Source organism: Isachenkonia alkalipeptolytica, from assembly GCF_009910325.1.
GTDB classification, from domain to species: Bacteria; Bacillota; Clostridia; order Peptostreptococcales; family T1SED10-28; genus Isachenkonia; species Isachenkonia alkalipeptolytica.
The window spans coordinates 15004-40305 of record NZ_SUMG01000020.1; the positions used below are offsets into that span (position 1 = coordinate 15004).

Sequence of the window (25302 nt, forward strand, 5' to 3'; positions counted from 1 at the left end):
AGGATGAATATGTCGAAGATTAATAAATTGTTTGACAGTGAACTGCGGGTCATAAATTTAGGTTTGGAATCCTTCTCGGAGGAATTAAAGCTCCAAAAAACAGAGGTCGTTCATGTTGAATGGAGACCCGTTGCAGGAGGAAATAAAAAGCTGGGGAATATTTTAAACCAACTAGGATAGCCTGTGAATAAAGATTATAAAGAATGGAGTGAGACATTTGCTAAAAGAAAAAATTGAACAAGCCAATCAGGAAGCGTTTGAAAAGTTGTCGAAGGCACAACCAACCTTAATCGGTTTAGGTACTGCAGCAGAAGACATTCCGGAAATGGATAAAAAGACGATTCTCCATGCCGGCCCCCCGGTAAAGTGGGAAAACATGAGCGGCCCCCTAAAGGGAGCAATCATGGGCGGACTGATTTACGAAGGGCTTGCAAAAGACGAAGAAGAGGCCGTGAAATTAGCGGAATCCGGAGAAATCACCTTTGATTCCTGTCATCACCATAGCGCTGTGGGTCCTATGGCCGGTGTCATAACCGCCTCTATGCCCGTTTGGATTGTAGAAAACACTACTTTTGGTAACAAAGCCTACTGTACCTTGAATGAAGGCTTAGGTAAAGTACTGCGGTATGGTGCCTATAGCGAAGAAGTAATTGATCGCCTGAACTGGATTGAAAAAACCCTGGCACCGGTACTGAAAGAAACCATAGAACGATCGGGCCCCATTGATTTACAGACTCTAATCGCCCAAGTGATCCAAATGGGTGATGAGGGACATAATCGAAATAAGGCGGGAACCTCGTTACTGATTCGAGAACTGGCTCCATTCCTGGTTCAAACCTCGTTTGACAGTAAGGTAAAAAGTGATGTATTGACCTTTTTGCATGGAAATGATCACTCCTTCTTAAATCTGACCATGCCGGCCTTCAAATCTTCATTGGATCCTTTGGAAAATACGCCTTATTGCACTCTCGTCTATAGCATGGCTCGTAACGGAACGGAGTTTGGTATCCGGGTTGCAGGTCTGGGGAACCGATGGTTTACCGGTCCCGCAGCGGTTATTGACGGCCTTTTCTTCCCCGGCTATAGCAAAGAAGACGCCAATCCGGACATCGGAGACAGTGTAATTTGCGAAACCGCAGGAGCGGGAGGATTTGCCATGGCAGCAGCCATACCGATTGTCCAGTTTGTAGGAGGGACGCCTCAGGATGCCATGAACTTTACCAAGAGCATGTATGAAATTACCCAGGGTGAAAACACAAGCTTTAAAGTTCCGGTATTGGATTTCAAAGGAACCCCTACAGGCATCGACATTCGAAAAGTTGTGGAAACGGGAATTCTTCCGGTGATCAACACCGGGATCGCCCATAAGGACGCAGGAGTGGGACAGGTAGGCGCCGGTCTTGTTCGACCACCGCTGAACTGTTTTGAAGAGGCCTTGGAAGCTTTTGCGGAAAGCGTTGGAATTTCCTAGTGGAAACTGTGTAAGCTGTTTATCGTATACCCTTGTGGGTATATATAGACGTAGATGATATTAAGAAGATCTAAGATACTGGATATGCTGTCAATGTAATTAGAATATAAAATATAAAAATCTCAAGGAGGAATTGCACATGAACATTTTTGATCTATGGAACAACGTGAAAACCTATGACCTAACTCAAGACGTCGGAACTCAAACTCCGCCCTGGCCAACCTATGAGCCGCTACAGGTAAAGTTTTTTAAGCGCTTATCTCCTAACGGTGCCAACGGACAGTTAATTACCACGTCCAACCATGTGGGTACCCACTTGGACGGACCGCTTCACTTCGATACCGCAGGATCCGATATTTCTTCATTACCCATGGATAAGTTAATGGGACCGGCAGCCATCGTAGACCTTTCCGATATGGCGGAAGACTACGGAATTTACACACCTCAGGATATTATGGACCGGGTGGAAGTGAAAAAAGGAGATATTCTGATTATCAACACCGGATACCATAAATATGGTTGGGACCAACCGGAAGCCGATGAGCGACGATATATGCTGCGTCATCCCGGACCATCCATGGATTTCGTAGAATGGGTAAAAGAAATGGAGATTAAGTGGATCGGCGTTGATTGCGGATCTGCAGACCATCCTTTTAATACAAAAATACGGGACTGGGAACCCGGTGAAGCAAAGCTTGCGGACAAGTATTTACAAGAAAAATACGGTAAAGGATTAGAAGAAATCTATAACTGGCCAGATACTTATCAGGCAATGCACACCCACGTATTCCCGAAACCCCATGAAATCATTCATGCAGAAAATCTGGGTGGAGAGATGAACAAGGTATTAAACAGAAGAATGATCGTTGGTTGCTTCCCATGGAAATTTGTCGGTGGAGAATCGGCTATGGCAAGAATTGTAGCCTTTGACACGGAATAAGCAGCCGGATCATTTAGAATAAAGCTGATAATGCCCGCCTAGATTCTAGGCGGGCTAATTACTACCCGGAAAAAACAAGCGGTTAATTTTGAGGATTGTTTTAAACGGGAAACTCTATTACTTAGACAGATGAAACCGAGGAGTGATGAAATGGATGTGGCATTGGAAAATGTAAAAGTGTTGGATTTAACAAGGGTGTTGGCAGGACCCTACGCAACCATGATTTTAGGGGATTTGGGAGCGGATATTATCAAGGTTGAAATGCCGGGTAAAGGGGATGATGCAAGGGCTTTCGGTCCTTATGTCAATGAGGAAAGTGCTTATTTTATGAGTTTGAATCGAAATAAACGAAGCATTACCCTGAACCTTAAGGAAGAGGAGGGCAAAAGAATTCTTCGGGACATGATCAAGAAGGTGGATGTGGTCGTGGAGAACTTCAGACCCGGGACCATGGAGAAATTAGGTTTAGGTTACGAGGATTTAAAAAAAATCAATCCGAAGATTGTGTATGCCGCAGCCTCCGGCTTCGGTCATACAGGGCCTTATAGTAAACGGGCAGCATATGATGCTGTTGTTCAGGCCATGGGCGGAATCATGAGTATTACCGGTCAGGAAAACGGAAAACCCACCCGGGTGGGCACCTCCGTGGGGGATATAAACGCCGGAATGTTTACGGCGATCGGAATACTTTCCGCACTCTATCGAGTGAAAGAAACCGGTAAAGGGCAAAAAGTGGATGTGGCCATGTTGGATTCTCAAGTTGCCATTTTAGAAAATGCCATTGCCCGACACGTGGTAACCGGAGAAATCCCCGCACCAAAAGGAAATCGTCATCCTGCCATCGTTCCCTTCGAAACCTTTGAAACTACGGACGGGGAAATTATGATTGCCGCAGGAAACGATGCCCTATGGGCAAAGCTCTGCAAGGCTATGGAGCTTGGGGAATTAATTGATGATCCGAAATACAAAACCAATCCTTTAAGGAATACAAACTATCATTCCCTGAAAGGAATTTTGGAATATACCACGAAGAAAAAGTCCACAGCGGAGTGGCAGGAAATTCTGGATGGAGCCGGGGTTCCAAACGGTCCCATCAACACCATCGATAAAGTCATTGAAGATCCTCAGGTAAAAGCAAGAGAAATGATCTTGGAGATGGACCATCCCACCGCGGGGAAATTAAGAGTGCCGGGAATTCCCGTTAAACTTAGTGATACCCCGGGACAGATTCGATGCGCGGCCCCGACCTTGGGACAACACACGGATGAGATTATGCGAGAGTACTTTGAATATAGCGATGAGGAAATCGAAAAATTACGCAAGACGAAAGTACTTTAATAAATTAAGGAAACCAATACAAGATATAAAAAAGGGTCGTCCCGTTTACTGGAAAATTGGACGATTCTTTTTCCATACCGTTATAGGAAGGGATGAATAACGAAGAAGCGGAGGCGAGGGCTATGAAAAAAGTGAAAGTGGAAGAAGCTGTCGGGAAACTATTTGCCCATGATTTGACGAAAATCGTTCCCGGAGAGTTTAAGGGGGCGCGTTTTAAAAAGGGAGAAATCATAAAAGAAGAAGATATCAAGGAATTAAAATCCATGGGAAAAAACCATGTATTTATCCTTGATATGAAAGAGGATGAATACCATGAAAACGATGCCGCCCTCCGTATTGCAAAAGCTTCCAGGGGAGAAGGCATCCGGTTGGAAGGTCCGAAGGAAGGGAAGATGACCTTGGTGGCTGAAAAAAAGGGACTTTTGAAAATCGACTTGGAACAACTGTACAAAGTCAACGATTTGGATCAATTGATGTATGCCACCATTCATCAGAACACGGTGGTAGAGGAGGGGAAAGCCCTGGCGGGGACCAGAATTATTCCTCTTACCATTAAAAAAGCGCCGATTGATACCGTCGAAAACCTACTCTTGAGGGAACAATCCCAAAACAACCCCATGATTTACGTGAAAGAACTTATCCCTTATAAAATCGGTATTGTGGTAACCGGTACCGAGGTATTTGAAGGCCGCATTCAAGACCGTTTCGGTCCGGTGCTGGAAAAAAAGGCCGAAGAATACGGGGGAGTCTTTCATAAAATGGTTTATGCAAAGGATGAAGAGGAGGATATCAAGGAAAAAATCGAAGAGTTGATCCGTGACGGAGCGGAGATGATTATGACCAGCGGCGGGATGTCCGTGGACGCCGATGATGTAACCCCCCTTGCGATAAAAAACACGGCGGATCAGGTGGTAACCTACGGATCCTCAGTATTGCCCGGAGCCATGTTTATGCTGGCCTATAAAGGGGAAATCCCGATTCTCGGTATTCCCGCCTGTGGAATGTATCATCGAATAACGATTTTGGATTTGGTATTGCCCCGGGTTATGGCTAAGGAAACTATTACGAAAAAGGATATTAATCAATTGGCCCATGGCGGTCTTTGTCAAAATTGTGCAGTGTGTCATTATCCGATTTGTCCTCTGGGAAAAGCCTAAAGAATCACTAATCATAAAGGGGTGAAGTTAAATGTTTTGTAAATGTTTCAGTCCCGGAAAAAAAGCGAAAATTTCAAAATCCATTGTTCTGCATTTGGAAGGGAAGGATATCGACATAGGAGAAGTTACGGTGGAAATCTGCGGAAGCCGCCATTGCAAGGAAGGGTACATTGAACCGGAAAGGTGGAAGGAAATCTACGAGATTGTAAAAAAAGAAGACATTGACATCAGTGAAGTGGCCTTAAGCCGTATACTGTTTTCCTATTTTCGATAAGGCGCTTAAAAGGGGAGAATAGAATTCCCTGGGAAAATTGATAAAATATGAGGTGGTAAAAATATGGATAAAACGAAGGTGCTTATTCGAGGGGGCGGAGATTTAGCTAGTGCCGTAGCTCTGCGATTGGCGAATGTGGGTTTTACGGTGGTGATTGCAGAACTTGAAAAACCCTTATGCATTCGAAGAACGGTTTCCTTTTCCGAAGCGATTATTGCAGGAGCGGTTGATTTAGAAGGGGTAAAAGGGATCAAAGTGCATACAGCGGACATTGAAAACTGGCTGAGAAAGCCTTCGAAAGGTCAGGTGGCGGTTGTTTCCGATCCGAAGCTTCAATCTCTAGCAATCATCAAGCCGGATGTGTTTATTGAGGGAACTTTACGAAAGAAAATTGACGGGGCCATAAAAGACTTTGCTCCGATTACGATTGCCCTGGGTCCGGGATTTGAAGCGCCCAAGGATGTGGATGCGGTGATTGAAACTAACAGAGGACACCATTTAGGAAGAGTCTACTATGAAGGTATGGCCATGGCGGACACCGGAATTCCCGGGATTATTATGGGCTATGGTAAAGAACGGGTTCTCTACGCCAAGGCCGATGGAAGCATAATAAAATCGAAGGAAATCGGAGCGGTTGTTGAGAAGGGGGAAACCGTGGCGGAAGTTTTAACCCAAAGGGGAGAAAGGGTTCCGGTTCAAGCAAAAATTTCCGGAGTTCTCCGGGGGATGATTCCCCGGGGGGAAGTTCAAAAAGGACTGAAGATTGGGGATGTGGATCCTCGAAAGGACATTACATTCATTCATAGTGTATCCGACAAAGGACGAACCATTTCCGGCGGAGTGTTAGAAGCAATACTGCATCTGAAAAACAAACAAGGATCAGGAATAAATCCCTGTAAGGATAGAATCGAAAGGAGGAGGTAATATGACGGATTTACAGTTGTTGAATACCTTGGAGAATTACCTGGAAAAAGGGGAAAATGTGGCTCTGGCCACGATCACCAAAGCCGACGGGTCCTCACCGGGAAAGGAAGGAAGTATGATGGTGGTCACTTCAACGGGTGAAACCTATGGCACCGTAGGGGGAGGGGCGATTGAGAAAACCGTAACCGGACAGGCGGTAAAATGCATTGAAGCGGGAACGGGGGGATCTTTTCATTACGGTTTGAATACCGAGCAGGGCAGTCTCGGAATGCAATGTGGAGGAGATGTGGATGTGTATATCCGTGTTTTTCAAAAAAAACCCCAACTATGGGTCATCGGCGGTGGACATATCTCGAAAAGTCTGTATCAATTTTCGGAAATCCTGGATTTTGAAGTTGAGATTTTTGAAGATCGACAGGAGTATGCATCAAGGGATCGTTTCCCGAAGGCTAAAAAAATAAATTTGGGCAAATTGGAAGAGACCTTGCCGGGAAAAGAAACGGAAGGGGAAACTTACGCCGTTGTAGTAACCCGGGGGCACCGGTATGACCAAGCGGCTGTAGAGTATCTTTTGGAAAAAGAACTGAGGTATATCGGTATGATCGGCAGTAAGAACAAAGTGAAAAACACCCTTCAGGCTTTGAGGGAGAAGGGGGTTTCCAAAGAACGACTGGATCGGCTGTATGCGCCGGTGGGAGTTGATTTAAAAGGGCCGTCCCCGGAAGAAATCGCCCTGAGTATTATGACGGAAATGGTAGTGATTAAAAACAAGGGAAATCTTATACATTTAAAGGATGAGTAAACAATGCAGGCGGAAATGAAAATATGGTTTGTTGAAAATGATAAAAAAATTTTTGGAGAAGGTCCCTATCGATTGCTAAAATATGTGGAGGAAGACGGCTCCTTAAGAAAAGCCGCAGGCAGGATGGAAATGTCTTATAGTAAAGCCTGGTCTTTGATTAAGCTGATAGAAAAGGAGCTGGACATTCAATTACTGAATAAATCCATCGGCGGACAGGAAGGGGGAGGGTCGAAAATAACCGAGGATGCCCTAGCGCTGATGAAGAAATATGAGCATGTTTCTAAAAAAATGAGGAAAGAACTGGAATACTTTAATCGAAGCATGGGACAGTGAAGAAATTCCTGAAAACAAGGGCTGCTTTATGCAGCTTTTGTTTTTAGGGGCGAAGGCAAAGGTTGGTTAAAAACATAAAACGGGGTTAACAATATAAGGCTGCAGAGATAAAAAAGTTCACAAGGAAAAGGCTATTGATTTACATAATTTTGTAAACATTTCATAAGAGATTGTTCAAGAAAAAATGGTAAAATGAATACATCAGGAGTATTCAGAAAATTCGAGCGGGATTGAGGGAGCAGGTGTAAAGAATTAATAAAGGCACTCCTGTAGGTGTTGTTGGGAAGTTATAATAATAACTGATCATTTAAGGAGGTTGGCTATGTTAAGTAAGTTTGATTACGTAAAACCGAAAACATTGGAAGAAGCTGTGGATTTCCTGGGAAAGCATCCCAAAACCAAAGTGTTAGCCGGAGGAACGGATTTACTGGTGCTTCTGCGCCGCAATCTGTTAAACCCCGATCATATTCTGGATATCAAAGGAGTTGAAGGGCTCGATAGGCTGGAATATACAAAGGGAGAAGGACTTTATATCGGTGCGAGGGTTTCGGTTAATGAGATTTCCGAATCCCCGATGATTCAGGAAAAATACCGTGCATTGTTCCAAGCAGCCGGTGCCCTGGCATCTCATCAGTTGAGAAACCGGGCGACCTTGGTGGGAAATATCTGTAATGCTTCACCGGGCGCGGATCTTTCCAGCCCTCTTTTGGTCTATAATGCCAAGGTTCATATGGTAGGACCGAAAGGAAAAAAAACGCTTAAAATTGAGGAGTTTTTCACGGGGGTTAAAAAAAATGCCCTGGAAGAGGGAGAGATTGTGACCGGTATCTCTTTACCTGATGTGAAGGAAGGGGATAGCAGCTACTTTATGAAACAATCTCGGGTAAAGGGACATGACCTTGCTACTGTAGGAATATCCCTACGGCGCACCGGGAATAAGGAAACCTTTCTGGGGATGGCAGCCGTGGCTCCCACACCGATTCGACTGCATGAACTGGAAAAGGAATTGCAAAATCGGGAGTTGAATGAGGAAACCGCCGGATGGTTAAAGGAAGAAATAAAAAATCATATCAAACCCATCTCCGATGTAAGATCCTCGATGGAATATCGTAATATTGCATCCGGTGCCTTGGCGAAAAAGATCATCATGACGATGATGAAAGAGGGGGTTGAATAAAATGTGCAGTAAAGCGAAGGAAAAAGGAAATTGTTTGGAATACACGGACTCCGGTTTGCCTAAAATACCGATCGAATTTGAGGTGAACGGCGCTGGATTTGAAAAAAAAGTGGATCCCACCATGACACTGCTGCAGCTGCTTCATAAAGAGCTGAAGTTATTCGGTACCAAGGAAGGTTGCGGCGAGGGAGAATGTGGAGCCTGTTCCCTTATTATGAACGGAAATGCGGTGAACTCCTGTCTGATACTGGCGGCAGAAGCCGACGGTGCAAAGATACTCACGGTGGAAGGCCTGGGCCGGGGAAATGAACTTTCCGTTTTGCAACAGGAATTTATTAAACATGATGCACTGCAGTGCGGATTTTGTACGCCGGGGATGTTAATGTCTGCAAGGTCTCTTTTAGATCGGGAACCGGATCCCGGGGAGGATGAGATTAAAGAGGCGATTGAAGGAAACTTCTGTCGTTGCACGGGTTATGTTCCTATTATTAACGCGATTCGTTCAGCAGCAAAGCGGGAAAGAGAGGAGTTGAAATAATGAGTGAAAAGAAACTTAATCATATCGGAAAAGGCTATGATCGGGCGGAAGCCCAGGAAAAGGTAACAGGGCAGGCAACATACGTACATGATATGGAAATGCCCGGAATGCTTTATGCCAAAGTCCTGATTTCACCTCATGCCCATGCAAAGATAGTATCCATTGATTGTTCCGAGGCGAAAAAACTGAAAGGGGTAAAGGCCGTTGTAACCGGAAAGGAAGCATGCCAGCGGGTCGGTCTCTATATGGTGGATAAAAACATCATGGCGGGGGAAAAGGTACGCTACCAGGGAGAAATTGTGTCTGCGGTTGTGGCAGAGACGGAAGCTATTGCAGAGGAAGCGGTCAGCCTTATCCAGGTAGAGTATAAGCCCTTGCCCATTGTAGACAGTCTGGATGAAGCCCTGGAGGCCAAAACCCTGGTGCATCAAAATCTTCACACCTATGAGTATATGGAAGGGGTGTTTTTCCCTAAAAAAGATAGCAATATTGCAAGTTGGAACCGGACGAAAAAGGGAGATATCAAGAAGGGCTTTGAAGAAGCAGACCATATTTTTGAAGAAGAATTCAGTCTGCCGGCGGTTGCCCATGTTCCCATGGAAACTCATGTGGCAATTGCTCAGGCGGATCCTTATTCCGATAAGGTTAAAATCTGGTCTTCCGCCCAGTCCCCCTTTGCTATACGCCAGCTTTTAGCAAAATCCTTAGGAATTGCGAAGGCCGATGTTAACGTCATCGTGCCCTATGTCGGCGGAGGTTTCGGCGGGAAAGCCGGTGTCCATCTTGAACCCTTGGTCAGCGTGTTATCCAGAGCCGCCGGAGGGCGTCCCGTGAAACTGAAGATGACCAGGGAAGAGGAATTCAACACCCTGCCAACCCGGGCGGAGATGCGGGCAAGCTTTAAGACCGGGATGACCAAAGACGGAAAAATTACGGCCATGGAGGTTTACCATGACTGGGATAGCGGAGCTTATGCGGACTACGGAGTCAATGTCGGGAAAACCGCTGTCTATTCCGGAGCCGGACCTTATACAGTGCCTAATATTGAACTGCATTCAAGAACGATCTATACCAACAAGGTGTTCAGTACCGCCTACCGGGGATTCGGTCACTTGGAAACCCACTGGGCCGTAGAGCGGCATATGGATAAAATCGCTCAAAAGTTAAAGATTGACCCTTATGATTTACGAATGAAAAATCTTTTACGACCGGGAGATACCACGATCAGTGGCGAGCTGATCTACCCTACAACGGGGGATCCAGTATCTTGTCTTGAGGCCGTTTCCAAGGAAATCGGATGGACAGGCCGAAAAACCGAGGAAGAGCGAAAGCGGGAGCTGGAAACCGGAAAGGTTAGAGGAAAAGGGTTTGCCATGCTTCAAAAAGCACCGGCAATGCCCAGTTACACTTCAACGGCGGCGATTATGCAAATGGATGAAGACGGTCACGTCAAGGTCATGCTTGGAGCTGTGGATTTTGGGCAGGGCGCTAATACTATAATGGCTCAGGTGGCAGCGGAGGAACTTCGGGTACCTGTCAAGGATGTAGAGGTGGTATGGAATGTGGAAACCGACAAGCATCCCTATGACTGGAACACCGTTGCATCAAAATATACCTTTATGGGCGGCAATGCGGTTCGTAAAGCAGCTCGAAACATGATTCAACAGATGAAAGAAGTAGCCGGACAGGTTCTTCGTTGTCATCCCGATGAACTTACCCACGGAGAGGGTTACATTTATCATGTACACCAAACCCATAGACGCTTATCCTACGTGGATCTTTCCATGGGATATGCTTATGAAAACGGAAATGGTATTGGCGGGCCGTTGATTGCCCATGGGATCTATATGGCCAGCGGACTTACCAATCCGGATCCTGAAACCGGTCAAGGTCGTCCGGGCTTAGTGTGGACTTTCGGGGCCCATGCTGTGGATCTGGAGGTGGATGTTGAAACCGGTGAGGTAGATATTCTTAAATTTGTATCCGCCTTTGATATTGGTAAGGTGATCAATAAAAAGATGGTGGACGGTCAAGTGTACGGAGGTATTGTGCAGGGCGTGGGTTCTGCTATGATGGAAGGCTATACCTTTGATGAGGAGAGAAAGCTCTTGAATCCTTATTTTGGGGACAATCGCATACCTTCATCCAAGGATATTCCCCGGGAAATCAAAGCGATATACATCGAGGAGCCCGAGACGGCTCAAGTAGACGGGCCTTATGGAGCAAGAGGGATTGGTGAACATCCGATGATTTCCGTACCTTCAGCCATCGGCAATGCCCTTTATGAAGCCTTGGGAATCAACTTCCATCGACTTCCCTTTACACCGGAAAACGTATCTTTAGCCATTGATAAGTATTTAAATAATGATGAATCGAAATAGCAACATGCAGGATTTAAAAAATGACAGGACGGCCATCATTATAGCCGCCGGTTACTCCAGCAGAATGAAAGCTTTTAAGCCTTTGTTGCCCCTGGGAGAAGGTACGGTGTTGGAATACACCCTGAATACTTTTCTAGAGGCGGGAATCAGTAATATTCTTGTGGTTTTAGGTTACCAAAAGGAAAAGATCGAACCCCTTTTAGAGAAGTATAATATTCCCTGGGTCTACAATGAAAACTATGATCAGGGAATGTACTCCTCGGTGGTGGCGGGAGTACAAGCGCTGCCTTCCGGGAGCAAAGGCTTTTTCCTATTGCCGGTGGATATCCCCTTAGTAAAAAGCAGTACCATAGATGCCCTCTTAAAGGCGTATCAGCAATCGGGAAAGAACATCATCTATCCTTCCCACAACAAAAAGAAGGGACATCCCCCCCTAATATCTTCTTATATGTATTCGAAAATCCTGGCCTATGACGGTAGCGGCGGACTGAAAACCCTGCTTAAAAAGTATGACCGGGAGCATGGAGAATATGTAAACGTGAAGGATGAAGGGGTGCTACTGGATATAGACTATTACGAAGAGTATCGGCAGCTGGTGGAAAAAGTGAATAAGTAGGTGGACAATAGGAAGCGAAGGGGTGGAACCTGAAGCTTCCTATTGCCTCATAATGAAATTAGCTTGTTTTAGTAGGATGAAAAAGATAAGACGATGAAAAATAGCTTATGAAACAGTACATAAAGGAGTGGATGACAATCAAAAAGAAAAGCTTTATATTACTGATCTTTATTATAGTAGCCGCGGGGGTTAATTTTTTTATGTATAACATGGTAGGTGAGGCCCTGCCCCTCATTTTACAGGGATTGATGTTTTTCGGGGGCAACGCCGTGATTCTCATCGGTTACAATGCCTTCATGGATAGAAGAAGGAATAAAGAATTGCAGGAAGTTACGGAAATTCTTAAAGGCTACAGTGAAGGGAATTTTTTGTCGGATTCCACAAGAATAAAAAAAGAGGATTCCTTTGCAAAAGAGCTTCGAGAAGCGATTCCGAATCTGGAAGAAACAATGAAAAGTTTACTCTATCAGGTCTTACTTTCGGAAGTCCAGCTTAAGAGTTTTTCCGGACAGTTAAAGGATGTGGCATCCATCAATCTTGAAGCTATGGAAGGCATTTATCAAAATATTGAAAGGATTAACCAGGACTTACATAAAAGTGCGAATGAGGCCGAAGAAAATGCATCGATTTCTCAAGAGCTGTTAGGAACGAATATTGAGACCTTAGAAAACACCAGGACATTTAAGGAATTAACCGAGGAATCCAAACAAAAAATATTGAAAAACACCCAGGGCATTGATCATACCTTGCATGAAGCAACGGGGATCGAATCTTTGATGGGGAAAACCACTGAAGAAGTGGATAATCTTGAAAAACTGCTGGTTTTGATTGGAGAAATGAGCCAGGAAATCAAAGGGATTTCTGAACAAACAAACCTTCTATCTTTAAATGCCTCTATTGAAGCTGCAAGAAGCGGCAGTGCAGGAAAAGGTTTTGCCGTGGTGGCCCAGGAGGTTAAAAAACTTGCGGAGGAAAGTGATGAGACCTCTGTACGGATCGGAGAGCATTTAGATCAAATACAAGGGAGCTTTAAGAAATTACAACAGGGAGCCTTTACCTGTGCAAAACAGTCGGTTGCGATAAAAACCCAAAGTGAAGGAGCCACGAAAGAACTCTCAACCATTCAAAAGTCCATGGAAGAAATATCCGATCATATTAACCGGATATCTTACAGCATGGAAGAGCAGAATACAGCGATTGAAAGTCTTACGACTAATGTCAACAGCAATGCGGAGTTTACCGGTAGCTTAGAGAAAATGATGTGGGAAATGAAAGGGAAAATTGAAGATCAAGTGGATAACGAAAAGAAAAACATCCATCATGCCAAGGAGATTCTAGAGGTGTCCAATCGATTTTCAGATTTTACCGAAACCATGGAAAATCAAGTGGATAAAGAATTGTTGAAGGTCGCGGGTAAAGTTTCGGAAATGGAAGCCCAAGGATTGATTACCAACGATTACTTAATAAAGCTTTCCAAAGAGACAAACATCTCGGAGTTTTATATTATGAATGAAAGCGGGGTTACAAAGTATTGTAATAATCCTAAGGGAATTAACTTTACCATCGATAACGATCCCGCATCTCAGGCCTATGAGTTTTATCAAATTCTTGAAAATCCCGACAAAGAAGTGGTTCAGAAGATACAAAAACGGGATATTGACGGGGAATACTTTAAATTTGCAGGAGTTTCCAAGAAGAATAAACCGGGCATCATTCAAGTGGGGGTGAATATTAAAGATCTGTTGAACTTCAAAGGACTGAACTAAAAGATAACAGCCAACATAACTGCTACCAAAGAAACGGGGACCTGACCGAAGCTATTACCCCTTTAATTTCCCTAGGAAAAGGGGTATAATAGCAAGGAATGAAAAGGCAGGAGGTTGGGAATTATGAAGTTGATGAATTCGATTAAAGAGAGAGTCGGTTTAAGAGTATTAAAATCCGGTTTTGCCATTATTTTTGCTATTTATCTTGCTACATTTTTAGGACTGGAGCATGCTTCCACCGCAGGGATTTTCGGTATTTTATCCATTCTGGATACGAAACGTAAAACATTGAAAGTGGCCGTCAGAAGATTTATTTCCGCTATTCTAGGACTGTTTTTATCCGGACTGTTATTTGCACTTTTAGGTTATGAAATCTATGTCATCGGCATCATTGTGGTAGTCTTTCTTCCCGTGGCGAAAAAATTCGATTTGGAGTCGGGTTTTATTATTAATATGGTATTAGCTACTCAGCTGCTGGGCTTTGGAGAGGTAACCACCCCGATTATGTTAAATCAATTGGGGCTGGTGATCATTGGACTGACCACGGGTCTTTTAATGAATATGCATATACCTTATCGGGAAAAGGAAATTATTAGAAAACAGCAGGTAATTGAAGAGGATTTAAGAATCATGCTGGAAATATTCGGATACAGCTTAAGAAATGCCTGTCCCATTGGACAAGATATGGATGAACGGATGAAAAGTTTGATCAAAAATATCAAAGAAGGTCTGCGGCTTTCCTATCGATATATTGATAATCGTTATCTCAGTTCGGAGCATTACTATGTGCAGTACATGCTCATGAGAAAAAAACAATTCAGAACCTTGGAAGCCATGCGGACCAGCCTAAAGAAAAAAATCATGACTCAGATGTTTGCCGATGCCTTAAGTAAAATCTGTATGGATTTGTCCAAGGAGATCCACACTGATAATGACGGCGTGGAGGCTATGAAAAAGCTGGAAGATGTTAAGGAATACTACCGGCAGCTGCCCCTGCCCGAAACCCGTAAGTGTTTTGAAGACCGGGCACACCTTTTCGTATTTCTTCACCATTTAGAAAATTTCATACGGATTAAAATGGAATTTTATCAGGAAAATCAAAAGGAAAAACCTCGAGAAATGCAAGAAGGATATGATTCTAAAGAACTGATGAATCAATATACTAAGACTACTAAGGGATAAGCTCGGGATGGAAAAAGAGCTAAATGGAGTGAATGTACCTTGTTTGTAACGAGAGAAGAAATTTTAAGACAAATGTCGAAGGCTTTTATTTTTAAAGATCTTTCGGTATCCGATTGTGAGAGGATATTGGCAAAAGTACAACCGGAAACCCGCTCATATGAGAAAAATGAAGTGATCTTTGATGAAGGGGATCAGGTTGATTATATCGGGCTTATTTGCAGCGGGAGAATGGTTAGTAAAAGATTGGACCCCGACGGTAAGGTAAGCTTACAACAAATCCTGGTTCCTCCCAATATCATAGGGTTTGAAGTCGCCTCAACCCCTAGTAAAAGAAGTCCGGTTCGGATGAGATGTCTTTCGGAGGTAACGCTCTTAAGCTTTCCCTATGGGAAGATGGTATCCGAAGAAGATCTTTTACCTAAAGTTCATAGCTACATTAAGGATCAATTGATTACCCTATTGGCCAATGAAAATATGAGACGGATGTATAAAATCGAACTGTTGACCCAGCGGTCTTTAAGAAAACGGGTGTTGATGTACCTGCGCTTTGTTTCGGGAAAGACCGGAGAAAATTCATTTACCATACCTTTTGATCGGGAACAGCTGGCCCAGTACCTTAATATTAACAGAAGCAGTTTATGTGCGGAGCTTAGTAAAATGGAAAAAGAAGGTTTGATTTCCTATCATAAAAATAAGTTCACCCTAAAGGAAGATAGTTAAAAGCATGAAGTATGTTGTTGCGGCAACATACTTTTTTTTATATGTATAGTACAATTAATGTAAACAAATGAAGGAAAGAGAGGGATACCACAATGATACAAAACACTCAAAAATTCTTAATGATAGTTATGTTTCTCGCTGTAATGATCCTAGTCGCTTGTGATTCTACCGGGACTGAAGATAATAGGGTAATCACTCTTTCCGTGGCGGGAAGTCTAACCCCGGTGATAGCGGAAGTGGAAGACGCCTTTTATGAGACAGATCCTGACTTTGAGATAAGAATCAATTACGGAAGTTCAGGGTCTCTTAAACAACAAATTCTACAAGGGGCGGAGGTGGACTTGTTTTTCTTTGCTTCTCTGGAACATATGGAGGGTTTGAAGGAAGAAAATTTGGTGGAGGATGATTTATTAGTATATCCGCTGGAAAATCGACTGATGCTCATTACACCGAAGGGGCAGGATCTTGTTCAGGATTTTGAGGATCTGTTAACAGAAAAGATACAGCGGGTGGCTATCGGGGAGCCTGACAGTGTGCCCGCCGGTGCCTATGCAAGAGAAAGTTTGATGGACTACGGTGTGTATGAGGAAATAAAGGAATCGATGATCTTTGGAAAAGATGTTAGACAAGTGCTTACCTGGGTGGAAAGCGGCAATGTGGATGCGGGTTTGGTGTTTGAAACCGATGCCCTTTCCTCTGAGAATATAAGAAACGTGATGCCGGCCCATCCCGACAGTCATTCTGCCATTCGCTATCCTCTTGGGATCTTAAAAAATACAGAGAACATCGAAGAAGCCCGTATTTTGATGGATTTTTTATTGGGAGAGGAAGCAAAAGAAATTTTTGAATCCTACGGATTTACCGTAAATACTGACAGACAGGACGTGGTACAGTGATTAACGATTTTTCTCCCCTTTGGATTTCCCTGCGAACCGCCGGTGCTTCTACGATCATCACTTTTTTGTTGGGGCTGATTGCAGCCTGGTACGTTACCTTTTACCTGAAACGATTTAAGGGGATGGTGGACAGTCTGTTTACCTTGCCGATGGTGCTGCCGCCTACGGTTTTGGGGGTGTTTTTGCTGTTGATTTTCGGACGGAACAGCGGGTTCGGTCAGGTGCTTCACTCCATCGGGATCCAAATTGTGTTTTCCTGGTGGGCCACGGTCATTGCCGCAGTGGTGGTCTCATTTCCCTTGATGTATAAAACGACAAAAGGGGCCTTCGAGCAGGTGGATCCGAATCTGTTTTTCGCTGCCCGTACTTTAGGGGCTTCCGAGTGGCGGATTTTTTGGAAGGTGATGGTGCCCATTGCCTGGCCGGGGATTGCTGCGGGAACGGTGCTTGCCTTTACCCGGGCGTTGGGTGAGTTTGGAGCGACATTGATGTTTGCGGGAAATATTCCAGGGAAGACCCAGACCATTCCCATGGCGATTTTTTTTGCGGTGGAAGGCGGGCAGATGGACCGGGCAATTGTTTGGGTGTTACTAATTACTCTGTTGACGGTTGTTGTAATGTTTATGATGAATCTTTGGAACAATTATCAAAGAAATCGATTTACTAAGGGGGCAGCGGGTAGATGAAACTAGTGGTGGATATTAAAAAACGAATAGGAGACTTTACCCTGGAGGTGGCTTTTGAAACCGACGGAGAGACCACGGGTTTGCTGGGGGCCTCGGGCTCTGGAAAATCCATTACCCTACAATTAATCGCAGGGATTGAAACCCCTGATGAAGGACAAATTGTTTTAAATAACCGGGTACTCTTTGATTCCGAAAAAGGGATCAACCTTCCCAGCCGGAAAAGAAGGGTCAGCTACCTTTTCCAAAACTATGCGCTCTTTCCTCATATGACCGTGGCAGAGAACATTCTTTTTCCACTGACCAACGTAAAAGAGGAAAAGAGAAAGGATCGACTCGAAGAAGTATTACGACTGATGGCACTTAAGGGGCTAAAAAACCGCTATCCCGCCCAACTTTCCGGTGGACAGCAACAACGGGTGGCCCTGGCCCGGGGAATCATCGGAAAGCCCGAGGCGCTTCTTTTAGACGAGCCCTTCTCCGCCTTGGATGACTACTTAAAGACCACCTTGATTAAGGAATTAATGGAGGCCTTAAAGGGATATCAGGGAGCCACCCTTTTTGTCAGCCACAACATGGAGGAAGCCTATAGGATCTGTCCAAAACTCCTGGTTTTATCCAAGGGAAGGGTAGAGGCCTACGGATCAAGAGAAACCCTGCATCACTATCCTCCCACCCTTTCTGTGGCAAAACTGACAGGGTATCGAAGTTTTTCCAAGTTTCAAACCCTTTCCTCCTATGTTATCAAAGCCCTGGAGTGGGATATTGAGTTGCAGGTGGAAAACATTCCGGCCAAACAGGAAACTTTTATAACCATAGCTTCAGAAAAAATTTACTTGGCAGAGGATTCTCCGGAAAATGCCAACATCTTTTCTGCCTGGATCAATACCTATGAAGAAGGTCCAAGAAGAGTTCTCTGTTATCTTACCTTGAAACGTCCACCGGCCCATTCGAAGGATGATCACCTGGAGTGGGAGCTTTCCAAGGAAGAGTGGGAAAATATAAAAAACAAACCCCAACCTTTTAGAATTCGGATTCCCAAAGAGGGAATCCGGTTTCTAAAGGAGTGAAGAAGCCAAAAAGCCAAGGGGACGTTTAAAGCCAAGAGGACGTTTTGTTTGCCATGTAGTAGTGGTATTAGCTAAGAAACCAAACGTCCCGGTGACTTATGGAATACGCCTTTTCCTGGATTGCCAAATAAAAGGGAGCACATGAACTCAGGATACGAAGCTTCCCGGTATAACAAAAGCGATTGACAGCCGATCCCAATAAAATAAGCCCAAAAAAGATGAGAAAATCAAAGATCTTCTCATCTTTTTTGTGTGCAGATTTAAAAATTCCGGAAAAAAAGTGAAAAGTTCATAGTAAGTTCATTAAAGGATGTTAGGCTCTTGAAATACAGGATAAGCTGTTCTATTGGTGCAGTCTTATAAAGATTAATCAACTATCATTGGGGGAGGGGTTAAAATGAACTTTTTTAATCGAGGGATCCTTTCATTAAAGAGAAGAAAGAGTCGAAACATCACCATGCTGATTATTATGGGAATGATTTTAAGTTTAATGGTTATGGGAATGAGCATCCTTTACGCTGCGGAGGATGCCCGGGTATTGGCACGGGAAACCTTAGGCGGACAAGTATCCTTAAGCTACAATTTTCAGGATGCGGTACTGGATGAAGAAAAAGACTTTGCGCCGAAGGTGATCGAAAGTCATGAAGCCGCCTTATTGGCGGAGCAGGAAAACGTGGTGGATTACAATGCCATCGCCTATGCCTATGGAAACGGGGTAAACATTGAAACCATTGGTGGCACTTCGAATCTGGAGCGGGCCTTGGATTTTAGTGGAACGCCCATAACTCCACCGAACGTAGCCGTGGTGGGTTTGCATAATTCCGGGCTTTCCGGCCTGTTGGATGCCGATCATGTGGAAATTATCGAAGGTCGTCATCTTACCCTTGAGGATCAAGGACGGGAAGTGGTGCTCATGGAAAAATCCTTGGCAGATAAGAATCACCTTGGTATCGGGGACTATTTGAAAGTGGAAAGTGCGGATCAGGGAAGGGAATTGGATTTGGAGATTGTAGGGATCTATCAAGCCGAAGGCAGTCGACTATCGGAACGCATGGGAGGCTATGGTCTGCAACTTTCTCTTATACGATCGGAAAACCGGATTTACACCCCCTATGCCATGGCTCTGGATTTAAGGGAAAATGAGATTACGGTGGGGGGGAGTCATATTGTCCTACCCTCCCTGGGAACGGACCGGGTGGTATATTACATGGATGCCCCGGAAAATATCCAGACATTTCTGGAAGAGGCCAAAGAATATCCCCTGGACTGGGAAAGCTTTAGACTGGATGCCAATGACCGGGCATACCGCTATATGGTGGAGCCGGTGGAAGAGGTAAGCTCCCTTGCAAGGAAAATGATCCTGGTCACGATGATCGGGGGACTGGCAATTTTGTCCTTGGTCCTGATGCTTTGGGTGAAGGAACGGAATTATGAAACCGCGGTGCTGCTCTCTATGGGAGAAAGCAAGAAAAACATTATTTATCAATATCTGAGCGAAATGCTGATGATTGCTGCCGTGGCCTTGATTTTTGCCTTTCTGATCGGCGGCTTCGCCTCGGAGAGTCTCGGAAACCGGCTGATGGATCGCCAATTAGCGGAAGGGGAAGGGGAGGCTACCCTTGGAGAAATGCTGGAAAGTCGCCTGATCGGGCTGTCGAGCAAAGGGGCCGGGGTGGATCCGGAAGAGATACAACCTATTGAAGAGCTGGAAATAGGCACCGGGTTATATGAAAAGGGTAAAATTACGGGCATGAGTTTCAGTTTAATGATTTTGGCAGTATTACTGCCGGTGAGTAATGTCATGCGTCATAGCCCGAAATCCATATTAAGCAGGGGGGATTAGCACATGATTACTGTAGAGAAGCCAAGTGAAAAAAGCCTACTGTCCTTTGAGAATGTTTCCTTCGGATATGAAGAAAAAGGAGAAAAAGTGGTGATTCTCAAGGATTTCAATATGACCTTTCAGCAAGGGAAATTCTATGCCCTGCTGGGCTCCTCCGGGGAGGGGAAGTCCACGTTGTTGGCCCTTAGCGGAGGGCTGGAAAGCACCGATGAGGGGAGCGTTAAATACAAGGGAAAGGATATTCAAAAGATCAGCCCGCAAAAGTACCGTAAAGAGAATATGGCCATCGTCTTTCAAAACTTCAATCTGATTCATTATATGACGGCCCTGGAAAATATTTATGTAGCTATGGGGATTATGAAGTTAGAGAAAAATGAAAAAGCGGCGTTAGGATTGTTGGAAGAAGTGGGCCTAAGAAAAGAGCAGGCAATGCGGCCGGTACTAAAGCTTTCGGGAGGACAACAACAACGGGTGGCCATAGCAAGGGCCTTAGTCGGGGGGAAGGATCTGATCTTAGCCGATGAACCCACAGGGAATTTAGATGATGAAACCGCCAAGGAAGTGCTTCGGATCTTTAAAAAAATGGCAAGAAGAAAAGGAAAATGTGTGATTATGGTGACCCATGATCGAAAAGTAGCCAATGAAGCGGATGTTCAATATTTACTGAAAAATCGACGGTTAGAGTATATGAATGAAAACACGCTCCATAAACATGCTAAAGAATAACAAACATTACGGAGGTTTTACTTATGAAGTTTTTAAAAAATGCGTCTTTACCAAAAAAACCGACGGTTTATATGATAACCGGTTTCCTTTGTCTCCTAACCATGGTGATCATGATTACTTTAGTGAACGCCGAGGAGGATAGGGTTCAAGTAAAAGAGGAAGAAACCCTGCCCTTAGTAGAGGTCCAGGAAGTTGCGGCCCAAGACTTGAAGGAGGTGTTTCATACCATGGGGTTTTTCGTGCCGGAGAATGACTGGAGAATCACACCGAAAACCCTGGGGACCGTAGAAGAGATTCACGTGCAGGAGGGGGATCAGGTAAAACAGGGGGATCTGTTGTTTCGACTGGACAGCTCAAAACAGGAATCCGCCATTATGGAGGCGGAAAGCGGCTTAGCCAGTGCCCGGGGAAATCTGGCCCAGTCCCGACAGGAGGATACCTGGTCCCTAACCATGGCGACAGAACACTTAGAAGAGGCGAAGGCCCATGAACAGGAACAAAAAGAAGCCTTAAAAGAGGCCCGGGAAGCCTATGAAGTCGAAGAGCTAAAAGCCTATGAGTTGACAAAATATGAAAAAAGGGTGGAGTTGGCCGAGAGAAAAAGAGAAAGTGCCGAGGACTTGGTGGAATCCATTGAAGGGGGGGATCGAACCAAAGTCCAGGAATCCTTTTACGAAGAACAAATAAAATGGTCAAAAAGAATCCTGGAGCGGGCCAAAGAGGAGTATGAAAAAACCTATATTACAGCCCCCACCGATGGGGAAGTGCTAAAAGTTCGCATCACCGAAGGGGATATGGCAAATCCCGTCACGCCTTCCGTGGTTCTGGCCGGGGAGGGAAAAATGCAGTTAAGCACCGGGATTTCCGAACAATACCTGATGAGGATTTCCGAAGGGGATTTGGCGGAAGTGGTAATTCCCGCGATCTCCGATGAGAAGAGGGAGGCTCAGGTTACAGAAGTAGGGATGATTCCCGAAGAGGGGGGCCGGTTTTACCCGGTAAAACTGGTGGTAAGCGAAGAAATCGAGGCCCAACGAATCGGGATGAGTGCTGAAATTGAACTGGCCACGGCCCGGGCAAAGGAGGTGTTGGCGGTACCCCGATACGCCCTCTATTCCGAAGGGGAGGAAGAATTTGTGTATGTAGTCGATGAGGAGCAAAAGTTAAAGCAAAAATCCGTAACCCCGGGGATATCCGAGAAGGGAATGGTGCAGGTCGACGGACTGAAAGAGGGAGCCCAAGTGGTAGTTGCCGGACCTTCGGATCTAAAAGAGGGGATGGAAGTGGAAGTGGCTAAGGAGGGTGAAGAAGAATGAATTTATCTTCCTTAGGAATCAAACGACCGGCGGGGATTTTGATGATTGTTTGTATGGTGATTTTACTGGGAATGATCTCTTTTACCCTGCTTCCTGTGGATTTGTATCCCGATATGGAACTGCCGGTGCTCTTAATGATGATGGACTACCAGGGGGCGGGACCTCAAGAGGTTGAAAATATGCTGACCCGGCCCATGGAAGAGGGGCTTTCCACCCTGGACGGACTGAATGAGATCAAATCCTATTCCATGCAGGGCCAGGGGGTTATTCTGCTGAATTTTAACTGGGGAACGGATATGCAGTTCGCCTCCCTAGAAGCCAGGGAGCGGGCAGACATTGTTCGAGGGATGCTCCCCGGAGATGTTTCCTCCCCCATGGTGATGCAATTGGACCCGGATATGCTACCCATCGTGCAAATTGCCATGAGCGGTGAAGGGGACCAACAAGCCCTTACGGAGGTGGCGGAGGGAGTGGTAAAGGGCCAGTTAGAAAGGATCGACGGGGTTGCCGTGGTGGATGTGGATGGGGGCGAAGAACGGGATATCCGCCTGTATTTGGATCCTTATAAACTAGAGGAGCATGAACTGTCCCTGGAATCCGTGATGCAGGCAACCCAGGCGTCAAACATCGATGTTTCCGGAGGGGTCCTCACCGATGGGGATCGGGAGTATGCCCTGGAAGTTTCCGGGCAATTCGAGGAACTTAGGGAAATCGAATCGGTTTTTGTGGGCAGTGATGCCTCGGGAACCCCTATAACGTTAGGGGACATTGCCTATGTGGTGGACGGCAATAAAGTACAGCATCCCGTAACCACCATTGATGGAGAGGAAACCATTTCCTTAGGGATCCAAAAGCAAAGCGATGCCAATACCGTAGAGGTGGCCAACCGCATCCATGAAGAGTTGGCGGTGTTAGAGGAGCAGTTATCCGAGGATATGGAATTTCAAGTGGTGATTGATCAAAGCGAGTTCATTGAAGACTCCATTAACGGATTAATTGAGGTGGCCATTGTGGGAGCCTTCCTGGCCATGCTGGTCTTATGGGTGTTCCTGGGGAATTTCAGAGCCACCATCATTGTGGGTATTGCCATTCCCATCTCCGTGGTGGGGACCTTTGCTCTGATTTATCTCCGGGGGGATTCTCTGAATTTCATTACTCTGGGAGGCTTGGCCCTGGGTGTGGGCATGATGGTGGATAATGCGGTGGTGATACTGGAAAATATTTTCTCCAAACGGGAGCAGGGAATGGCTTCCTCCCTGGCGGCGGAGCGGGGAAGCAAGGAGGTGGCGGGAGCCATAACCGCCTCAACGATCACCAGCGTGGTGGCCTTTTTGCCGGTAATCTTTGTGGAGGGGGTAGCCGGGATCATCTTTACCCCTCTGGCATGGACCGTAACCTTTGCCCTGTTTGCCTCTCTAATCGTGGCCATTGCCGTGATGCCCGTACTAACCGTAAAGGTAATCCCGGAAGGGACGGATCTGAAGAAGAAAAATAAGTTTTCAACCAAAATGGATCAAGCCATGGACCGGTTGCGGGGCGGTTACAAAAAAACCCTTCAAACGGCCTTAAGTCATCGAAAGACGGTGATTGCCATATTTTTGGTGCTGATGATTTTCAGTGTCTTTTTATACTCCTTTGTAGGCTTTGAGTTCCTCCCCGCCATGGACGCCGGGGTGATATCCCTTGCCTTTGAATTCCCACCGGGGGTAAGTTTTGAAGAAAAGGAAGGGGAAGTAAAACGGGTGGAAGGGTATTTGGAAGAATTTGAGGACATCGAGTACATCCTTACCCAGGTGGGCTCGGGCAGTAGTTCGGAGCTGTTGGGAAGCAGCGGCGGCAGAATCGACATCAGCTTAGTGGATCTGAATCAACGGGAGGCATCAGCCTTTGAGATCAGTGAAAAAATCCGACGGGAAATTCCCGAAAGGCCCGGGGTGGATAGGGAAGTATCGGTCATGGATATCTCCGGGGGGATCGGTGACGATGTGGAGATCATTGTACGGGGGGAAGAAACGGAAGTATTAGAAGAAATTACGGATGCCATCCGGGAAGAAATTCAAGAGGTGGAGGGTATTCGGGAACTGAACACCTCCTTTGATGAAGAAATCCCTCAGGTAAGTGTGGACATTGATCATAAAAGAGCCCAAAGCCATGGACTGACCACCTACCAAATCGGACAGTACATTAATCTTGCCATGACGGAGGAAACCGTTACCATCTTTCGGGAGGAGGGCCAGGAATACATGGTGGATATGGTCATGGATTACCATCATGACATCGATATCCCCGGGGTGGAAAACCTTTATATTCCCAGCCCCTTAGGCTACTCCGTACCCCTGCGGGAGTTGGCGGATTTTGAAGTGAACACCGCCCCCAGGAGCATTCAGCGGGAGAATGAAATGCGGGTGGGATATGTAACCTCTCAATTGGTGGACCGGGATTTATCCGATGCCATGGAGGATATTCAATACACCCTAGAGGAAATGGACATCCCCGAGGGGTACTATATTGAATACGGCGGGGCCTATGAGGCCATGGTGGATTCCTTTTCCGGACTGCGCCTGGCGTTAATTCTGGGCATTGTCCTGGTGTTTATGACCATGGCGATCCAGTTTGAATCTCTGGTATATCCCCTGATCATTATGTTTACCCTGCCTCAGACCTTTATCGGGATTATAGCCGCCCTATTGATTACCAATCGGAGTCTGAGCATTATTGCCTTCGTCGGTGTGATTATGCTGGCGGGCATTGTGGTAAACAACGGGATTGTCATGGTGGATTACACCAATCAGCTCTACCATCAACAAAAGATGGAGCGTAAAGAGGCCTTGTTAACCGCCGGGGTGACCAGACTCCGACCGATTTTAATGACCAGTTTAACCACGATTTTAGGCATGCTTCCCATGGCTATGGCCATGGGAGAGGGGAGCGAAGTCCGGGCGCCCCTGGCCACGGTGGTTATTGGGGGATTAATCGCGTCCACGGTACTAACCTTAGTGCTGGTACCGGTGATGTATAGCCTCTTGGATGACTTGAAAAATCTACGGTTTTTTCAAAAAGGAAGCCCGGGTTGATTTTCCGAAAGGGCTAAAAAACTGGGTCTTCCGTCCTCCGCTTTACTTTTTCAAGGTTGCATACTATAATTGCAG

The 25302-nt window shown here is 45.6% G+C and carries 23 protein-coding genes; all 23 read left to right on the forward strand.

Going from position 1 to position 25302, the window contains the following annotated elements; genetic code table 11:
* The first annotated feature begins 9 nt into the window (after positions 1-9).
* The 23 genes from ISALK_RS12320 to ISALK_RS12430 all read left to right on the forward strand — a co-directional run bounded on the left by ISALK_RS12320 (position 10) and on the right by ISALK_RS12430 (position 25227).
* Positions 10-180, forward strand: coding sequence for a fdrA domain protein (locus ISALK_RS12320; RefSeq protein WP_160722746.1), 171 nt, complete (start codon positions 10-12; stop codon positions 178-180).
* A gap of 37 nt (positions 181-217) precedes the next feature.
* A complete protein-coding gene (locus ISALK_RS12325; RefSeq protein WP_201756915.1) occupies positions 218-1471 on the forward strand; it encodes a YlbE family protein in 1254 nt (417 codons plus the stop codon).
* A 139-nt stretch (positions 1472-1610) separates the two neighbouring features.
* On the forward strand, positions 1611-2411 hold the full coding sequence (locus tag ISALK_RS12330; RefSeq protein ID WP_160722750.1) for a cyclase family protein: 801 nt from the start codon (positions 1611-1613) through the stop codon (positions 2409-2411).
* A 150-nt stretch (positions 2412-2561) separates the two neighbouring features.
* Positions 2562-3749 carry a CaiB/BaiF CoA transferase family protein gene (locus ISALK_RS12335; RefSeq protein ID WP_160722752.1) on the forward strand — a complete coding sequence of 396 codons (1188 nt, stop codon included), beginning with the start codon at positions 2562-2564 and terminating at the stop codon, positions 3747-3749.
* 122 nt (positions 3750-3871) lie between these two features.
* A complete protein-coding gene (locus tag ISALK_RS12340) occupies positions 3872-4906 on the forward strand; it encodes a molybdopterin-binding protein (RefSeq protein WP_160722754.1) in 1035 nt (344 codons plus the stop codon).
* Between the two features lie 31 nt (positions 4907-4937).
* Positions 4938-5180: a hypothetical protein gene (locus tag ISALK_RS12345; RefSeq protein WP_160722756.1), complete on the forward strand. Its 243-nt coding sequence runs from the start codon at positions 4938-4940 to the stop codon at positions 5178-5180.
* Between the two features lie 63 nt (positions 5181-5243).
* Positions 5244-6104: a selenium-dependent molybdenum cofactor biosynthesis protein YqeB gene (gene yqeB, locus ISALK_RS12350; protein WP_160722758.1), complete on the forward strand. Its 861-nt coding sequence runs from the start codon at positions 5244-5246 to the stop codon at positions 6102-6104.
* A gap of 1 nt (position 6105) precedes the next feature.
* Positions 6106-6906, forward strand: a complete 801-nt coding sequence (locus ISALK_RS12355; protein ID WP_160722760.1) for an XdhC family protein — start codon at positions 6106-6108, stop codon at positions 6904-6906.
* Between the two features lie 3 nt (positions 6907-6909).
* Complete coding sequence (locus tag ISALK_RS12360; protein WP_160722762.1) at positions 6910-7239, forward strand: winged helix-turn-helix domain-containing protein; 330 nt, start codon at positions 6910-6912, stop codon at positions 7237-7239.
* 322 nt (positions 7240-7561) lie between these two features.
* On the forward strand, positions 7562-8416 hold the full coding sequence (locus ISALK_RS12365) for an FAD binding domain-containing protein (protein WP_160722764.1): 855 nt from the start codon (positions 7562-7564) through the stop codon (positions 8414-8416).
* A 1-nt stretch (position 8417) separates the two neighbouring features.
* Positions 8418-8954, forward strand: coding sequence for a (2Fe-2S)-binding protein (locus ISALK_RS12370; RefSeq protein ID WP_160722766.1), 537 nt, complete (start codon positions 8418-8420; stop codon positions 8952-8954).
* The gene (locus ISALK_RS12375; RefSeq protein ID WP_160722768.1) at positions 8954-11335 is read left to right on the forward strand and encodes a xanthine dehydrogenase family protein molybdopterin-binding subunit; all 2382 of its coding nucleotides are present in this window, start codon (positions 8954-8956) and stop codon (positions 11333-11335) included. The genes ISALK_RS12370 and ISALK_RS12375 overlap by 1 nt, the downstream gene beginning before the upstream one ends.
* On the forward strand, positions 11319-11951 hold the full coding sequence (locus ISALK_RS12380; protein ID WP_160722770.1) for a nucleotidyltransferase family protein: 633 nt from the start codon (positions 11319-11321) through the stop codon (positions 11949-11951). Before ISALK_RS12375 ends, ISALK_RS12380 begins: the two co-directional genes overlap by 17 nt.
* A gap of 131 nt (positions 11952-12082) precedes the next feature.
* Complete coding sequence (locus ISALK_RS12385) at positions 12083-13717, forward strand: methyl-accepting chemotaxis protein (protein WP_160722772.1); 1635 nt, start codon at positions 12083-12085, stop codon at positions 13715-13717.
* A gap of 123 nt (positions 13718-13840) precedes the next feature.
* Complete coding sequence (locus ISALK_RS12390; protein WP_160722774.1) at positions 13841-14899, forward strand: aromatic acid exporter family protein; 1059 nt, start codon at positions 13841-13843, stop codon at positions 14897-14899.
* A 39-nt stretch (positions 14900-14938) separates the two neighbouring features.
* Positions 14939-15619, forward strand: a complete 681-nt coding sequence (locus ISALK_RS12395) for a Crp/Fnr family transcriptional regulator (RefSeq protein ID WP_160722776.1) — start codon at positions 14939-14941, stop codon at positions 15617-15619.
* 92 nt (positions 15620-15711) lie between these two features.
* On the forward strand, positions 15712-16515 hold the full coding sequence (modA, locus tag ISALK_RS12400; protein ID WP_160722778.1) for a molybdate ABC transporter substrate-binding protein: 804 nt from the start codon (positions 15712-15714) through the stop codon (positions 16513-16515).
* Positions 16512-17201, forward strand: coding sequence for a molybdate ABC transporter permease subunit (modB, locus tag ISALK_RS12405; RefSeq protein ID WP_371723970.1), 690 nt, complete (start codon positions 16512-16514; stop codon positions 17199-17201). Before modA ends, modB begins: the two co-directional genes overlap by 4 nt.
* Positions 17198-18268, forward strand: coding sequence for a sulfate/molybdate ABC transporter ATP-binding protein (locus ISALK_RS12410; protein ID WP_160722780.1), 1071 nt, complete (start codon positions 17198-17200; stop codon positions 18266-18268). Before modB ends, ISALK_RS12410 begins: the two co-directional genes overlap by 4 nt.
* Before the next feature lie 397 nt (positions 18269-18665).
* Positions 18666-20111 carry an ABC transporter permease gene (locus ISALK_RS12415; RefSeq protein ID WP_160722782.1) on the forward strand — a complete coding sequence of 482 codons (1446 nt, stop codon included), beginning with the start codon at positions 18666-18668 and terminating at the stop codon, positions 20109-20111.
* Positions 20112-20114: 3 nt separating this feature from the next.
* The gene (locus ISALK_RS12420; RefSeq protein ID WP_160722784.1) at positions 20115-20837 is read left to right on the forward strand and encodes an ABC transporter ATP-binding protein; all 723 of its coding nucleotides are present in this window, start codon (positions 20115-20117) and stop codon (positions 20835-20837) included.
* A gap of 23 nt (positions 20838-20860) precedes the next feature.
* A complete protein-coding gene (locus ISALK_RS12425; RefSeq protein WP_160722786.1) occupies positions 20861-22153 on the forward strand; it encodes an efflux RND transporter periplasmic adaptor subunit in 1293 nt (430 codons plus the stop codon).
* Positions 22150-25227: an efflux RND transporter permease subunit gene (locus tag ISALK_RS12430; protein WP_160722788.1), complete on the forward strand. Its 3078-nt coding sequence runs from the start codon at positions 22150-22152 to the stop codon at positions 25225-25227. The genes ISALK_RS12425 and ISALK_RS12430 overlap by 4 nt, the downstream gene beginning before the upstream one ends.
* Positions 25228-25302 lie beyond the last annotated feature (75 nt).

Bases quoted from the DNA above. Each gene is read 5' to 3' on its own strand.
- ISALK_RS12320 (WP_160722746.1), top strand. From the start codon at position 10: ATGTCGAAGATTAATAAATTGTTTGACAGTGAACTGCGGGTCATAAAT.
- ISALK_RS12330 (WP_160722750.1), top strand. From the start codon at position 1,611: ATGAACATTTTTGATCTATGGAACAACGTGAAAACCTATGACCTAACT.
- ISALK_RS12335 (WP_160722752.1), top strand. From the start codon at position 2,562: ATGGATGTGGCATTGGAAAATGTAAAAGTGTTGGATTTAACAAGGGTG.
- ISALK_RS12340 (WP_160722754.1), top strand. From the start codon at position 3,872: ATGAAAAAAGTGAAAGTGGAAGAAGCTGTCGGGAAACTATTTGCCCAT.
- ISALK_RS12345 (WP_160722756.1), top strand. From the start codon at position 4,938: ATGTTTTGTAAATGTTTCAGTCCCGGAAAAAAAGCGAAAATTTCAAAA.
- yqeB (WP_160722758.1), top strand. From the start codon at position 5,244: ATGGATAAAACGAAGGTGCTTATTCGAGGGGGCGGAGATTTAGCTAGT.
- ISALK_RS12355 (WP_160722760.1), top strand. From the start codon at position 6,106: ATGACGGATTTACAGTTGTTGAATACCTTGGAGAATTACCTGGAAAAA.
- ISALK_RS12360 (WP_160722762.1), top strand. From the start codon at position 6,910: ATGCAGGCGGAAATGAAAATATGGTTTGTTGAAAATGATAAAAAAATT.
- ISALK_RS12365 (WP_160722764.1), top strand. From the start codon at position 7,562: ATGTTAAGTAAGTTTGATTACGTAAAACCGAAAACATTGGAAGAAGCT.
- ISALK_RS12370 (WP_160722766.1), top strand. From the start codon at position 8,418: ATGTGCAGTAAAGCGAAGGAAAAAGGAAATTGTTTGGAATACACGGAC.
- ISALK_RS12375 (WP_160722768.1), top strand. From the start codon at position 8,954: ATGAGTGAAAAGAAACTTAATCATATCGGAAAAGGCTATGATCGGGCG.
- ISALK_RS12380 (WP_160722770.1), top strand. From the start codon at position 11,319: ATGATGAATCGAAATAGCAACATGCAGGATTTAAAAAATGACAGGACG.
- ISALK_RS12385 (WP_160722772.1), top strand. From the start codon at position 12,083: ATGACAATCAAAAAGAAAAGCTTTATATTACTGATCTTTATTATAGTA.
- ISALK_RS12390 (WP_160722774.1), top strand. From the start codon at position 13,841: ATGAAGTTGATGAATTCGATTAAAGAGAGAGTCGGTTTAAGAGTATTA.
- modA (WP_160722778.1), top strand. From the start codon at position 15,712: ATGATACAAAACACTCAAAAATTCTTAATGATAGTTATGTTTCTCGCT.
- ISALK_RS12410 (WP_160722780.1), top strand. From the start codon at position 17,198: ATGAAACTAGTGGTGGATATTAAAAAACGAATAGGAGACTTTACCCTG.
- ISALK_RS12415 (WP_160722782.1), top strand. From the start codon at position 18,666: ATGAACTTTTTTAATCGAGGGATCCTTTCATTAAAGAGAAGAAAGAGT.
- ISALK_RS12420 (WP_160722784.1), top strand. From the start codon at position 20,115: ATGATTACTGTAGAGAAGCCAAGTGAAAAAAGCCTACTGTCCTTTGAG.
- ISALK_RS12425 (WP_160722786.1), top strand. From the start codon at position 20,861: ATGAAGTTTTTAAAAAATGCGTCTTTACCAAAAAAACCGACGGTTTAT.
- ISALK_RS12430 (WP_160722788.1), top strand. From the start codon at position 22,150: ATGAATTTATCTTCCTTAGGAATCAAACGACCGGCGGGGATTTTGATG.